Annotated in this window: 12 protein-coding genes; 7 read left to right on the plus strand and 5 right to left on the minus strand. The window is 37.9% G+C overall.

Annotated features, from left to right (window positions below; translation table 11 throughout):
* Positions 1–144 precede the first annotated feature (144 nt).
* The 5 genes from AC58NB_RS12100 to cydC all read left to right on the plus strand — a co-directional run bounded on the left by AC58NB_RS12100 (position 145) and on the right by cydC (position 7221).
* A complete protein-coding gene (locus AC58NB_RS12100) occupies positions 145–921 on the plus strand; it encodes an STAS domain-containing protein (RefSeq protein ID WP_497427093.1) in 777 nt (258 codons plus the stop codon).
* A gap of 394 nt (positions 922–1315) precedes the next feature.
* The gene (locus AC58NB_RS12105) at positions 1316–2707 is read left to right on the plus strand and encodes a cytochrome ubiquinol oxidase subunit I (protein ID WP_497427094.1); all 1392 of its coding nucleotides are present in this window, start codon (positions 1316–1318) and stop codon (positions 2705–2707) included.
* A complete protein-coding gene (gene cydB / locus AC58NB_RS12110; RefSeq protein ID WP_497427095.1) occupies positions 2704–3714 on the plus strand; it encodes a cytochrome d ubiquinol oxidase subunit II in 1011 nt (336 codons plus the stop codon). The genes AC58NB_RS12105 and cydB overlap by 4 nt, the downstream gene beginning before the upstream one ends.
* A 2-nt stretch (positions 3715–3716) precedes the next feature.
* Entirely contained in the window at positions 3717–5456 is a 1740-nt protein-coding gene (cydD, locus tag AC58NB_RS12115; protein WP_497427211.1) for a thiol reductant ABC exporter subunit CydD, read from the plus strand.
* Entirely contained in the window at positions 5449–7221 is a 1773-nt protein-coding gene (gene cydC / locus AC58NB_RS12120) for a thiol reductant ABC exporter subunit CydC (RefSeq protein WP_497427096.1), read from the plus strand. The genes cydD and cydC overlap by 8 nt, the downstream gene beginning before the upstream one ends.
* 42 nt (positions 7222–7263) lie before the next feature.
* On the opposite strand, the gene AC58NB_RS12125 is transcribed toward cydC, so the two are convergent.
* Positions 7264–8238 (minus strand): cation diffusion facilitator family transporter, encoded by a 975-nt coding sequence (locus AC58NB_RS12125; RefSeq protein WP_497427097.1) that lies wholly within the window; start codon positions 8236–8238, stop codon positions 7264–7266.
* 408 nt (positions 8239–8646) lie between these two features.
* Here AC58NB_RS12125 and AC58NB_RS12130 point away from each other — a divergent pair, with 408 nt between their 5' ends.
* Both AC58NB_RS12130 and AC58NB_RS12135 read left to right on the plus strand, forming a co-directional pair.
* The gene (locus tag AC58NB_RS12130; protein WP_497427098.1) at positions 8647–9075 is read left to right on the plus strand and encodes a MarR family winged helix-turn-helix transcriptional regulator; all 429 of its coding nucleotides are present in this window, start codon (positions 8647–8649) and stop codon (positions 9073–9075) included.
* A gap of 15 nt (positions 9076–9090) precedes the next feature.
* The gene (locus AC58NB_RS12135; protein ID WP_497427099.1) at positions 9091–10284 is read left to right on the plus strand and encodes an MFS transporter; all 1194 of its coding nucleotides are present in this window, start codon (positions 9091–9093) and stop codon (positions 10282–10284) included.
* 158 nt (positions 10285–10442) lie between these two features.
* Here AC58NB_RS12135 and AC58NB_RS12140 read toward each other — a convergent pair whose 3' ends face one another.
* The 4 genes from AC58NB_RS12140 to AC58NB_RS12155 all read right to left on the minus strand — a co-directional run bounded on the left by AC58NB_RS12140 (position 10443) and on the right by AC58NB_RS12155 (position 14569).
* Positions 10443–11462, minus strand: coding sequence for a LacI family DNA-binding transcriptional regulator (locus AC58NB_RS12140; protein WP_497427100.1), 1020 nt, complete (start codon positions 11460–11462; stop codon positions 10443–10445).
* 27 nt (positions 11463–11489) lie between these two features.
* Positions 11490–12305: a carbohydrate ABC transporter permease gene (locus AC58NB_RS12145; protein WP_497427101.1), complete on the minus strand. Its 816-nt coding sequence runs from the start codon at positions 12303–12305 to the stop codon at positions 11490–11492.
* Positions 12305–13165: a carbohydrate ABC transporter permease gene (locus AC58NB_RS12150; protein WP_497427102.1), complete on the minus strand. Its 861-nt coding sequence runs from the start codon at positions 13163–13165 to the stop codon at positions 12305–12307. Before AC58NB_RS12150 ends, AC58NB_RS12145 begins: the two co-directional genes overlap by 1 nt.
* 114 nt (positions 13166–13279) lie before the next feature.
* Positions 13280–14569, minus strand: coding sequence for an ABC transporter substrate-binding protein (locus AC58NB_RS12155; protein ID WP_497427103.1), 1290 nt, complete (start codon positions 14567–14569; stop codon positions 13280–13282).
* Positions 14570–14637: the final 68 nt, after the last annotated feature.

Below are 14637 nucleotides of genomic sequence, written 5' to 3' on the forward strand. Positions count from 1 at the left end.
CCGTATGTTTTTTTCACTCCTTTTCTTTCACAATCTAACATAATAATTTTTCCTTCATAAATATAAGCAGTAAAACTTTTATCTATGGAAAGTTATTCCGTATAATAGGTAAGAGAGCATCCGAGAAAAGTAAGGAGCAAAAATATGAAATATTTCCAATCAGAAGAGACCGGCCAATTATTAAATGCAGTTGGAGAAAATATATTTATCTGTGACAATACCTTTACGATCGTATTTATTAACCGTTATGCCGAACAATTAATACAGCGCCTAAGCCCTTTTACCGGTCTATTGAGTGTAGAGGATTTTATCGGAAAAAACATATCCGACTTTCATCGATCAAATGGAAGCCGCCAACGGACAATACTCGCTAATGGACCGTTCCCTTATACGAGCAGAATCATATTATTTAATACATATACTGCCAGCATTGTTGTAAACCCCTTTTCATTCAACGATGGTTCAACCGGGTATATGCTTACTTGGAAGGATGTAACAGATTATGAAGAAGAATTGAACAAAGGGCAATCGATGATGGAAGAAATGTACGCCCCAATCATTAAAACCATCCTTGATGATGTACTATTAATGCCTATTACTGGATCTATATCTGAGGATCGTCTCCAGAAGATTAAAGAGAAGGCTTTAGAAGAAAGCTCGGATAAACAAGCTTCATTTATGGTTATTGATTTTACTGGCATGACTTCATTAGATGAAGGATATATCGTAATGGAATTGGAAATCATCTCTCAATCTCTTGTTCTATTAGGTACAGAAGTCATTTATACAGGACTTTCCACTACTCTAGTTCGCCAAATTGTAAGCCAGGGCACCCAAATAAAAAATGAAACATTTGCTACGTTTAATCAGGCCATGCATTATATCTGTAAATTAAAAGGCTACCAATTAATAAAATATTGAACTCTGTTTACAGCTTGATTTTCTTAAATCAAGCTATTCTTTTTGTCAACTAATATGCAAACTTAGGACAATTGATCTACCCTTCTTTGTGACAATATTGTTTCATAAATTTTAATTAATTATAATAATTTTAGTTTAATTATAGATATTTACCATTCTACGTACTAATATAACTATTATAAATAGTCATTATAAAAACAACTAATTAATAACATGTACATAGGGATAAACCTATTATGTAATTAGAGTTATTAAAAACCCATCACTTCATTCACACAGAAATAATTAGTTGCTTGTATAATAAAGATGACAGAATTTTTATAAATGGTTTTTTTTAATCAACTTTGTGAATGAATGAACAATATATAACGATTTGAAAGGTGTGAACAGGTAAATGGAAGTATTGGATCTCGCTCGTTTTCAATATGCAGCAACTACAATCTATCACTTCTTCTTTGTACCGCTCTCCATCGGATTGGTATTTTTAGTTGCTATCATGGAAACATTATACTTTTTTAAGAAAAAAGAAATTTATCTGAACATGGCAAAGTTTTGGGGACATATTTTCCTTATCTCATTTGCTGTCGGAGTAGTTACAGGTATTATTCAAGAATTTCAATTTGGGATGAACTGGTCAGATTACTCCCGCTTTGTCGGTGATGTATTTGGTGTTCCATTAGCGATTGAAGCCTTACTGGCTTTCTTTTTAGAATCCACATTCATTGGTGTATGGATGTTTGGGCGTGACCGATTGCCAAAATGGGTTCACTTACTATCCATATGGCTTGTATCAATAGGTACCATTTTATCTGCATTATTTATTCTTGCTGCGAATTCTTTTATGCAGGAACCTGTTGGGATTGTGGTGGAGAATGGAAAAGCTGTACTAAATGATTTCGGTGCTTTTATCACAAATCCTCAGCTGCTTGTTGAGTTTCCACATACGGTTCTTGGCGCTTTTGCAACAGGAGCATTCGTAGTCGGTGGTATCAGTGCATTTAAAATACTGAAAAAACAAGACCTGGAAGTATTTAAGAAATCATTTACGATTGCTATGATTGTAGCGATGATCTCAGGACTTGGAATTGCCTTTACTGGTCACTGGCAGGCACAACATTTAATGTCCTCACAGCCTATGAAAATGGCAGCAAGTGAAGCACTGTGGGAAGACAGTAGTGACCCGGCAAGCTGGTCAGCGATTGCCAATATTGATGCAGAAAATCGTGAAAATAAGTGGTCTCTTGAAATTCCCTTTGCTTTGAGTATCCTTGCCTATAACAGCTTTGAAGGTTCTGTCGAAGGAATGAATACACTTCAGGATAAATATACAAAGCTTTATGGTGAAGGAGATTATATCCCGCCTGTTAATGCTGTATATTGGAGCTTCCGCATTATGGTAATCTCTGGAGTTATGATAATGGGATTAGCAGCATTGGGACTGCTATTTATCAAGAAAAATAGTTTAGTGAATCAATCACTCTATTTAAAAGCAATGGTTGGCGCAATTGCCCTTCCATTTATGGCCAATACGGCAGGCTGGATTATGACTGAAATTGGACGCCAGCCATGGACAGTTTTTGGTTTCTTTACGACGGCACAATCCGTATCTCCAAATGTAACAGCAGGAGAGCTGCTAACATCAATCATTGTATTTTTAGGAGCCTATACCGTTCTTGCTGTCGTATTAATCAATCTTATTGTGAAAGAGGTTAAAAAGGGGCCTAACAACACAATCGATACAAAACCAGATGTAGATTTATTTGACAAGGAGGCCTTCGGAGCATGAGTTTAAATGAGTTATGGTTTATCCTTGTAGCTGTGTTATTTATCGGATTCTTCATTTTAGAAGGATTTGACTTTGGAGTTGGAATGTCAACCCGCTTTCTCGCTCGAAACCAAAAGGAGCGTAATCAACTGGTTTCTACCATCGGTCCCTTCTGGGATGCAAACGAGGTTTGGCTTATTACAGCCGGTGGCGCAATCTTTGCTGCATTCCCCGAATGGTACGCGACAATGTTCAGCGGATATTATCTTCCATTTGTTTTATTCCTCTTGGCACTGATTGTGCGGGGAGTAGCCTTTGAATTCAGACACAAGGTACACGAAAAATGGATCAGCTTTTGGGATTGGATGATATTTGTTGGCAGTATCATTCCTGCATTTGTACTGGGTGTTTTATTTACCAGCCTTGTACGCGGTATGCCAATTGATGCTTCTAAAAATATGTACGCAAGCTTTGGAGATTATTTTGATCCCTACTCGATCGTTGGCGGAATTGCTATGATTGTGTTATGCCTTGTTCATGGTTTAACATTCATCGGCATTCGGACAGAAGGTCCAATCCGCGAACGTGCAAGATCTCTAGTATCAAAAATATATTTGATACTTTTGGCAGGTCTTATTGTTTTTGCTGTACTAACCTATACGATGACAGACTTATTTACAGTACGGCCGGTTGCAACACCGTTATTCCTGCTCGGTGCTGTAGTAACAACTGTATTAGGTTATGTATTCTCAGCAAAGAAACGGGAAGTTCTAGCCTTCGTTATGACAGCTTTAACGATGTTATTCACCGTTACGATGCTTTTTGTTGGTCTTTTCCCAAGGGTTATGGTCAGTTCCATTAGTTCCGAATACAACTTGACTATTATGAATGCAGCCAGTGGACCATACACTCTAAAAGTAATGACCATCGTAGCAGTAATATTACTTCCCCTCGTTCTTGGCTATCAAATATGGAGTTATTATGTATTCAGAAAACGTATTACTGATAAGGAACCGGTGAGTCATTAATGATAAACAAAGAGATTTTAACTATTAAAGGAATAAAGGGTACCATGGCCTTCCTGCTCGTAATTTCCTTGTTACAAGGAACAGCGATTATCATGCAAGCCATTTATCTTGCGGAAGGAATTGCGAACTTATTTAATGGGGAAAAGCTGTCTGAACAGCTTATCCCCTTCCTTTTATTTGCCCTAGCTTTTATGGGACGACACTTTTTAACTTTACTTCGCGATAAATGGATGGACCGCTTCGCCTCTGAATCAGGTACAGTTCTGCGGAAAGAATTACTGGAGAAATTATTTGAATTAGGGCCGAGATTCACCCAATCTGAGGGGACAGGCAGCTTAGTAACAATGGCGTTGGAGGGAGTTTCACAGGTTGAAACGTATTTAAAGTTATTCTTACCCAAGATGATGAATATGTTCTTGATTCCTATACTAATTGTTCTATATATGCTGACAATTGATTTTACATCTTCCGGAATTGTGGTTATTGTACTCCCTATTCTTTTATTCTTTATGGCGATGCTTGGGATTGCAGCTAAACGAAAGGCTGATAAACAATATAAATCCTATCAGGTCCTTTCCAACCACTTCGTCGATTCCTTACGAGGGTTGGAAACATTGCGATTACTGGGATTAAGCAAAAAGTATGACCGAAACATCCAAAGCGTGAGTGAGCGTTATCGAAAAGCAACGATGGGGACACTACGAATTGCTTTTCTCTCCACTTTTGCACTCGATTTCTTCACTTCACTCTCAGTGGCTATTGTTGCCTTATTCCTTGGCCTAAGACTTATGGAAGGTGCCATTTTATTAGGACCTGCACTGACTGTATTAATCCTTGCACCGGAATACTTTTTACCAATCCGTGACTTCGGGACAGATTACCACGCTACGTTGGATGGAAAAAACAGCATGTCTGCTATCAAACGGATTATAAATTGGCCCGTCTCATTAAAACGTAAACGAAATGAATCAATGTTTACTTGGACCAATGAAGATTCCTTAGCGATTCAAAATCTGACAGTCCAACATGCAGAATCTAACCAACCCGCACTGAATAATCTGTCATTTTCATGGAAGGGATACGGTAAAATTGGCATTATTGGTGCAAGTGGCGCCGGAAAGTCAACTTTAATTGATGTACTCGGTGGTTTTTTAAATCCTACCGCTTGCTCTGTTACTATTAATAATCAGACCTATTCCTCATTTAAGGAAATGGGTTGGCAGGATCAATTGCTTTATATTCCACAGCATCCTTATCTATTTAATGATACGGTGCGAAATAACATTACGTTTTACACTCCTGATGCCAATGACGAAGACATCCAAATGGCCATTGATAAAGCCGGATTAAGAGCGGTTTTGGATGCTCTGCCTAATGGGTTGAATGAACAAATTGGGGAAAGCGGGCGTATGCTGAGTGGTGGACAGGAGCAGCGCGTGGCTTTAGCAAGAGCCTTTCTTGATCGAAATCGAAAAATCCTCTTATTTGATGAGCCAACCGCCCATCTTGATATCGAGACAGAATACGAATTAAAGAAAAATATCATTCCGTTATTTGATGATCATCTTGTATTTTTCGCAACGCATCGACTTCACTGGATGACTGATATGGACCAGATCATCGTTTTAAATCAAGGACGTATCGCTGAAATTGGAAGTCATGAGGAGCTAATGAAAAAAGAAGGTCATTATTATCAATTAATACAAGAACATTTAGGGGGAAATGAGGTGCAACATGACTAAGAAAAAAGGCTCTGGATCCATTCTTAGAAATTCGTGGATTGGTCCTTATTTATCCCAAAACAAATGGCTCCTAACCCTCGTGATTGTACTTGGTGTCGGCACGTTCTTTAGTGCCGGTGCTTTGATGTTTACATCTGGCTATTTAATATCCAAGTCTGCCACGTTACCAGAAAACATCCTCCTTGTGTATGTACCGATTGTCTTGGTTAGGCTGTTTGGAGTATCAAGACCTGCCTTTCGTTACGCAGAACGCTTAAGCGGGCACAGCCTTGTCTTAAAAATACTATCCGGTATGCGTGTCCGTTTATATCAGGCCCTGGAACCTAATGCTTTAGATTTCAAATCTCGATACAAAACAGGCGATTTGCTCGGTGTAATGGCTGATGATATTGAGCATTTACAGGATCTATATATTAAAACGATCTTTCCATCCATCATTAGCCTTGTTTTATATATAATGATTGTCTTGGCTTTAGGATTCTTTTCAATCCCCTTTGCCTTAATCATGCTTTTGTTGCTTTTTGTCCTGATTGTATTATTTCCCCTTGTTTCTTTATTGGTAACCCGGGCAAGAAATGCACAGATGAAAAATGCAAGAAATGGACTGTATCAATCCCTGACAGATGCGGTTATGGGAATTGGTGATTGGATGATTAGTGGCAGACAATCCGATTTCATCGAACGCTATGAAAACGATGAAAAGAAAGTCGATCAACTGGAAGCAGGAATTAATCAATTTCAACGAAAACGGAATTTTCTCTTTCAAGTGGCCATATTGGCCATCATCCTGGCACTTGCCTGCTGGGTTACCTTACAAGTAGAAGCCGGACAGTTTTCTCCTATTTGGATCGCAGCTTTTATTTTAGTTGTTTTCCCATTAATAGATGCTTTTGCGCCACTCTCCGATGCAGTAAGCCAAGTTTCAAGTTATAAGAGTTCCCTGGATCGATTGAATGGTTTGCAAGCTGTAAAAGAAGAAGCAAACCCTGAATCTGCAGGAAATTTTGATGAATTGAAGTCACAGGAAGCCTTGCCTATTCGCTTTAATCAGGTTAAATTTTCATACCCTTCCACAGAAACGAATGTTCTGAAAGATTTAACCTTCACTATCCAGCCTGGTGAAAAAATCGCTATGCTTGGTAAAAGCGGATCAGGAAAAAGTACGATTGTAAAACTGTTATTAGGTGCCTATAAGCCTAATCAGGGGGAAATCAGTATAGCAAATGAAGATATTGGTCTTTTGGATTCCCAATTAACAAGCTTCATTTCTGTCCTGCATCAGAAACCTCATTTATTTGATACAACAGTTATGAATAATATACGGCTGGGTAATCCAAAGGCCAGTGATGAGGATGTATACGAGGCAACCAAATTAGTTAAAATGCATGATTATATTGAATCACTGCCAAATGGATATCAAACCCGTATGCAGGAATTGGGAGGGCGCTTTTCAGGCGGCGAACGTCAGCGTATTGCGCTAGCCCGGATTCTTTTACAAAAAACTCCGATCGTTATTTTGGATGAGCCTACTGTGGGTCTGGATTCACAAACGGAACGCAGTCTTCTGCAAACCATTTTTGAAACATTAAACGGTAAAACAATAATTTGGATTACCCATCATTTAATGGGTGTGGAAAAAATGGACAGAGTTCTCTTCCTTCAAGACGGGGAAATCAGTATGAACGGCTCTCATGAGGAACTTCTTCAGACAGAGCCCCATTATTCAAAACTATATAAATTGGATATGCCGCAATTAAACTACTAAAAAATAAGCGCTTGAGACATAATTGTCATCAAGCGCTTATTTTTATTTTATCGTTATATTCTCTTGTTTATTCCAATTTGCCAAGCCATCGTCTTCATCGAATTCGATCATGACATCCACGACACCTTTTTCGGCTAGAATTTGTTTTTTCAAGCGATCTTTAATATCGTCCATATCAGCAACAGTTAAAGACGGGTCAATTTCGACACAGACTTCCACATGAAAGTCTTCCCCTTCTTTAATAACGATAACATTCTGTACATCTTTGACAGCTTTATCAAGAAGAACCAAATCTCCAATATATTGCTCCATCAATTCATCTGCTTCCCCAAGTGCCCCAGCTGCATTATCCAGGAATACTTTACCGACTACAAACAACATCATAATCCCGATAAGAATGGAGGCAATTCCTTCAGCTGCGTGGAAGTGCGTTAAATGTGAAATGACGATTGCGAGAATGGCTAAAATACCACCGCCGGTTGCTACTAAATCTTCCATAAACACCAACCGTGTTGCAGGCTTCGCCTTACCAAAGTAGGAGAAGCTTTTATATACGAAAGATAAGCCTTTAGCTTCCACTCCGACTTCATGCATAATTTCCTTCATCGCTTTCACTAGTACAAATGTTTCAAGAATCACACTAATAGCTAAAACGCCAATACTAATCCAGAAATAACTGGACTCACCAGGATGCATTATATGCATGTATCCTTCTTTTATTGTTTCATAGGACATAATTCCAACAATTAATACTGCTCCAAGAAGGACCAGATTGACCAAGCGTCCAAATCCATTAGGAAAGCGATTGGTCGGTGCCTTTTTACTTAATGCTGATCCGATAAATACAAAAAATTGATTCGCCGCATCTCCTAAACTATGAAGCGTTTCTGCGAATAGCGCTACATTCCCCGTAAACAAATAAGCAGAACCTTTAAGAATTGATATTACAAGGTTTACAATAGCTGCAGTAATCGCACTTGTGTTTCCTTTCTTTAATAACTGAAATAATTCGCCCATGACATACTCCTCCATTATAAATTATGAAAATTGTACTGAGATTAAAACTGGTTATGTAAATGGATATACCAGCATTGATCAAAAGATTAGCTATTAATCTATTCTGATATACCCCTTTATCATCCTCTAAATCCTGTGGATAGGATTGCTAAAAGCCTAGCCGAACTCACATTATATGATTATTTTACCTTTTCACATTCCTTATACCAGTATTTTCTTGCTTTCTTAATCAATTAATTCATCTGGCACCTCGTATACCTCCCTACTTCTATTCCCCACCCAGGTTGTTTTTACACTGAACTTTATGAGAATAATTTTCCTTTGAATCTATGAGTGCATTTTACTGGATTTCTATAAAAGAGGAGCGTATAGTTACCCAGGTAACTATTTATCGAGGTGGTGATACAGTTGTCGGGTTCAGGTCACCAATATTTTTTTCACCAATATCTGCAAACATCACGATTGTTTACAAAACGATTGAATGATGAATTAGCACAGTATGATCTTTACCATTCACAATGGGCTATTATTTATTATTTAAAAAATCATCGTTTCTCCACGCTTGTCGATATAAGTAATTATTTGAATGTAGAAAAACCCACTATAACTAGAACGGTTACTCGATTGCAGGAGCGCGAATTGATTGAGCAAATCCCAAGTGATAATAAACGTGAAAAACGAATCCAATTAACAAAAGCCGGCGAAGAGATCTATGCCCTTTGCATACAAAAGGTCAGTGAATTTGAAGGAAAAGTAATGTCAGGTATTTCAGAGGATGAAATACAAATGACGATGAAGATACTTAACAGTATGCAGAAACAATTACAGCATGAATAGGGATGTGACTCACATATGGAAAAAACAAAACTTTGGACAAAGGATTTCCTTCTAATATCGTCAACGAATTTATTTATCTTTCTAACGTTTTATAGCTTAATGGTAACATTGACACTTTATACAATCACAACTTTCGATACAAGCCAAAGTATTGCGGGACTTGCGTCAAGTATATTTGTTATAGGGGCTTTACTGGTAAGACCGATTGCCGGTAAACGAATTGGAATAATCGGAGCTAAAAAAATGCTTACGATAAGTCTTGCTGTCTTTTTGGTGGCAACGATTCTTTATTTCACAGCAAGCAGCCTTACACTGTTGTTGCTTATCCGTTTCATCCATGGCGTTTCTTTTGGATTTGCCTCTACAGCTACAGGGACAATCGTGGCCCAAACTTTACCCGCTTCGAGGAGAGGGGAAGGAATGGGATATTTCGCCATGAGTACAAACTTAGCCATGGCGATTGGACCTTTTATTGGTTTAGCAATCAGTAATACATTTTCTTATTCTATCGTCTTTTCAGTAGCTGTCGTTTTTGCAGCTTTCAGCTTCCTTGCTACTCTCTTTTTAAAGGTTCCAAGAATCGAGCTTTCAGCTGAACAACTGGAATCATTGAAAGGTCGTAAGATAGGTGACTATTTCGAGTTGGCTGCGATACCTATTTCTATTACTGCTGGTGTCATTGGATTCACCTATTCCAGTATCCTATCGTATTTAACTTCCTATTCTCAGGAACTGAATTTAGTCTCTACAGCAGGTTTCTTCTTTGTCATGTATTCTATTTGTTTATTATTGACTCGACCTTTTACGGGGAAATGGTTCGATATATATGGTGAAAATCCGATAATCTATCCATCTCTTATTTTATACATTGCCGGACTACTTACCTTAAGCCAGACAACCCATGGAATTACCTTACTTTTGGCAGGTGCTTTAATCGGAATTGGATTGGGCACTTTCCAATCCAGTGCACAAACCATTGCAATTAAAATGGCACCCTCACACCGGATTGGGCTCGCCACCTCTACATTCTTTGTCATGTATGATATCGGTATTGGGATTGGGCCATTTATTCAAGGATTCTACCTTCCTATTTCCGGTTATAGAGGGCTTTATATAACGATGGCTGTCATCGCCTTTCTAAGCATAGGTCTTTATTATGTTGCCCATGGTAAAAAAGCCACGCATCAATCCAGAGTTGCTCAACAATAAGAAGAAAAGGATAGATTTAACGGGTAGAATAACTCTTAATCTATCCTTTTTTTTAACTTTCCCAGGACGGACGCCTCTTCCTAAAACCCACTAGGATAGTCATATAAAGACACACAAAAACCCACTTTTCGGAATAAAAGTGGGCAAGATGTGGCTACTTATATTTTTTGGCAAGATTCCCTTTCAATAAACTGTGTTGGGATGGTCACTCTTTTTGGATAAGTATTCGGATCTTTAATTTGCTCGATTAAACAATTCGTTGCTTCAACTCCAAGGCGCGAAATATGTATTTCTACAGATGTCAGTGGCGGTCTCGAATGCTGAGATAGAATTTGATTATTAAAACCGATAATGGAAAGGTCTCTTGGAACATGGATATTGAGTTTTTCCAAATAACTTAAAATTTCATATCCGGTCAGATCATCCTGTGCAATGATCGCTGTTGGCATGGGATTATAATTGATTAGATCCTTAAGTGATTCATATCCTTTTTCATTAAATTGATATTCGTCAATCAGATACTCCCTGCAAAATGGCAGTCCATTTTCTTCCAGAGCTTCCCTGTATCCTTTCAGCCGATCAATCGTAACAGCAAATTTTTCATTCCCGCCGATAAAGGCAATGTTTTTATGCCCAATTTTTATCAGATAATTTGTGATTTCTTTAGCGACTGATACATTATCATTATCCACATAGGTAATGCTTTTTTCATGCATTAATGGTCTTCCAATCACGGTAAATGGAAAATGAACCTGTTTCAAAAACTCAATGACTTCATCATTTTTACGCGAATACAGGAGTATCAATCCATCGACTCTTTTTCCTTGAACCATAGAAACAACTTCTTCATAAATCCCCTCTTGAGTATAACTAGTAGATAAATATAATCCATATTTTTGCTGATTAGCTCTTCGACTAATGCCACGAAGAACAACCGAGAAGAAGGGATTTTTAAACGCCTGATAGGCAGTATCCGGCATAATCACACCAATTGCCTGTGTACTTTTCGCTGCTAAACTCTGAGCCTGGAAATTCGGAATATACCCCATTCGGTCCATAATCTCTCTAACTCTTCGTTTTGTTTGAATACTGATATGCGGGCTATCCTTTAGTACCCTTGAGACAGTTGACGGCGCTACTTTCGCTTCCCTGGCAACATCTTTTATGGTTACATCCATCAAAGCCACACCCCCATTCGTCTACCATTATTTCACTGCACCCTCTGCTACACCTTTAATAATTTGTTTTTGTGCAAAGAAATATCCAATGATGACCGGAATAATAGCTAAAGTTAAACCGGCAAGCGCAAGATGCCATTGCTTTGTATATTCCCCAAAGAAGAAGAACATTTTTAACGGCAGAGTCTGCATCCCATCCTGGTTGATGACAAGAGATGGCAACAGATAGTCATTCCAAATCCAAATCGTATTTAAAATTCCGACTGTAATAGAAATAGGTTTTAACATCGGGAAGATGATATGCCAAAAGATTTGCCATCTGTTGGCACCATCAATGGTTGCCGCTTCATCAAGCGATTGGGATATACTGTTTAATGTTCCGTGGTACAAGAAGATTGACAAGCTGCATCCAAAACCAATATACATAAAGATTAATCCCGTACGATTCAGCATTTCAAATTTTCCAAATACCGTAATTAATGGAATCATAACGGATTGGAAAGGAATAAGCATAGCTGCTACAAAAATAAAGAATAGAAACGTACTCATCTTGCTTTTATTCCGTGACAGGGCATATGCAGCCATCGAAGAAAAAATAATAATCAGACCTACGCTTACCACTGTAATTAACACGGAATTAAATAAAGTTTTCAGGAAATCCAGTTGTTCAAACGCTTCCACATAATTATCAAAATTAAGTGCTTCCGGAAGGCTCAAGACATTCGAGAACATTTCTTTTTTTGTTTTAAGTGAATTAACAATCATGATATAAAAAGGAGAGAGCCAAATTAAGGCCAATACAACCCCGATTATTTCCAAGGGCCAGTTATGCTTTCTACGCATTACAATTCAACCTCCCTTTTCTTGTTGATATATACTTGTGTCAAACTGATTGATGCGACAATTAAGAAAAAGATAACTGCTTTTGCAGAGGCATATGCCATTTCACTTTCACCAAATGCAGTCTGGAATATTTCCATAGCGACCATTTGTGTGGAGTTATAAGGTCCACCAGCTGTTAAGCTTAAGTTTTGATCATATAATTTAAACGTATTGGAAAGCGTCAAGAACATACTAACGGTAAATGCCGGTGCTACGAGCGGAAATATAATTGCGCGTAGTTTTTGGAAGTAGCTCGCCCCATCAATCTCGGCAGCTTCAGTTAATTCTTCTGGAACACCCTCAAGATACGAAATATAAATGATCATGATATAACCAGCCATTTGCCAGCTCATCAGGATGACTAATCCCCAGAATCCAGTATTTGTAGTAGACAACCAGCCTTGTAACCCTTCATAACCAAGGGCCACGCCAACTGCGTCAAATGCTTTTGTGAAAATAAACTGCCAAATGAACCCTAAAATCAGTCCGCCAATCAAGTTTGGCATGAAGAAGATTGTACGTAAGATATTATTTGTTTTAATTTTTGACGTGACAATTAAGGCTAATACTAAACCGATCACATTAATTAAAATAATCGATACGACTGAAAATTTAACTGTGAACCACAAAGCGTCCATGAATTCTTTTTCTTGGAATATACCAATATAGTTTTGAAAACCAACAAAAGCGGTTGTTTGAATGCCATTCCAGTCCGTAAATGAGTAAAATATACCAAGTCCCAGTGGAACGAGGACTACAAGAAACAGCGATACTAGAACCGGTGTAAGGAATAACCAGTAGGAAAAACTGCGAGTTCGCATTATTACCCCTCCAAAATTGTGACAAAATTGTTGACCTCATCCATTATTTATGTAGCAAAACAAAGTAGCCCAACACTACTTTGTTTTGCAGTTATCACCTATACGTAAAGAATATTAGCGTGATTCAGTCCAAGATTTTTGAGATTCTTTGATAAGCTCATCCCAAGACATTTCATCACTTAAATATTTTTGGATGTTCACACCTAATTTATTTTCTCCCCAACCAGTTGGATAGCCCATAAATACCCATCCAATTGTTTTTCCTTCAGTTGCATATTCATATACTTCTCTAGAGATTGGATCTGCAATTTTACTGGAATCATATCCTTTGTAAGCAGGAATGAAGCTGAAATCTTCAAGAACGGTCTTTTTACCTTCTTCAGATGTATATAACCAATCCAAGAAATCCTTGGAAGCTTCAACAACTTTCTCATCATTGTTGCTATTTACTCCCCAGTACATTGGAATACCAACTGGTAGGGAATCTTCTTTATAACTTTCTACAGGAATTGGTAGAATGCCAACGTTTTCTTGTGCAAATTCTTCATCAATACCTGCGATGGACCCATATACCCAGTTACCTTGTTGAATCATTGCTACTTTTCCAAGAGAGAAGTTTTCTTCTACTTGTTGTGAGTAGTCAAGGCTAACAGTTGGCTGAATAGAATATTTATTGGATAAATCAATGTATGTTTTGTATTGATCTCCATATTTAAAATCAACCTTGTCAGAATTGTAGGCATTCATAATATTTTCATCAAATTCTGGAGAGATAAAGACGTTGGAAGCATGCAACCCCGTAATCCAATTCTCTTTTCCTGGTAAAGCAAATACTGCTTTAATACCGAGATCGTCTTTTTTGCTGTCGATGGTTTTAACCGCTTCTTCAAGCGCTTTCATTGTTTTGATTTCTTCTGCTTTAATACCTGCTTTTTCAAAGACTTCTTTGTTATAAAGCAAACCGTATCCTTCTTGGTTATATGGAAGCCCAAGTACTTTACTGTCTGTAGTTACACCATCGAGAGTTCCATCTAATGCTTGTTTCGAAGCTTCTGTATCGGATAAATCTGCTAAACTATCTTTCCAATCTTCAACATCCTGAGGTCCGCCAACATTATAGATAGCAGGTTCCTTACCTGAAGCAAATTTAGATTTTAAGGCTGCACCATAATCTTCTCCGCCGCCAACTGTTGTAATATTAATTTCTACGCCTGGATTTTCTTTTTCATATTGTTCAGCAACATCTTCAAATTGATCTTTGAATTCTACTTTAAACTGAAATACATCAATTGTTACTTTGTCTTTACTATCGGATGAAGAACTCTCAGATGAGCAGCCCGTTAAGACAGCTGCCGCCAATAATGAAGCTGATAAAGCACCTGCGTACCATTTTTTGCTTTTCATTCTTTTACCCTCTCTCTTTATGTTTGATTTAAGTAAACGTTTTCTATAAATATGTAAAAGACCAATGA

It is taken from the genome of Pradoshia sp. TA40_28 (assembly GCF_059694525.1).

Excerpts from the sequence above, each read along its gene's own strand:
- AC58NB_RS12155 (WP_497427103.1), bottom strand. The coding sequence starts at position 14,569 with ATGAAAAGCAAAAAATGGTACGCAGGTGCTTTATCAGCTTCATTATTG.
- AC58NB_RS12150 (WP_497427102.1), bottom strand. The coding sequence starts at position 13,165 with ATGCGAACTCGCAGTTTTTCCTACTGGTTATTCCTTACACCGGTTCTA.
- AC58NB_RS12105 (WP_497427094.1), top strand. The coding sequence starts at position 1,316 with ATGGAAGTATTGGATCTCGCTCGTTTTCAATATGCAGCAACTACAATC.
- cydC (WP_497427096.1), top strand. The coding sequence starts at position 5,449 with ATGACTAAGAAAAAAGGCTCTGGATCCATTCTTAGAAATTCGTGGATT.
- AC58NB_RS12125 (WP_497427097.1), bottom strand. The coding sequence starts at position 8,238 with ATGGGCGAATTATTTCAGTTATTAAAGAAAGGAAACACAAGTGCGATT.
- AC58NB_RS12135 (WP_497427099.1), top strand. The coding sequence starts at position 9,091 with ATGGAAAAAACAAAACTTTGGACAAAGGATTTCCTTCTAATATCGTCA.
- AC58NB_RS12145 (WP_497427101.1), bottom strand. The coding sequence starts at position 12,305 with ATGCGTAGAAAGCATAACTGGCCCTTGGAAATAATCGGGGTTGTATTG.
- AC58NB_RS12140 (WP_497427100.1), bottom strand. The coding sequence starts at position 11,462 with ATGGATGTAACCATAAAAGATGTTGCCAGGGAAGCGAAAGTAGCGCCG.
- cydB (WP_497427095.1), top strand. The coding sequence starts at position 2,704 with ATGAGTTTAAATGAGTTATGGTTTATCCTTGTAGCTGTGTTATTTATC.
- AC58NB_RS12100 (WP_497427093.1), top strand. The coding sequence starts at position 145 with ATGAAATATTTCCAATCAGAAGAGACCGGCCAATTATTAAATGCAGTT.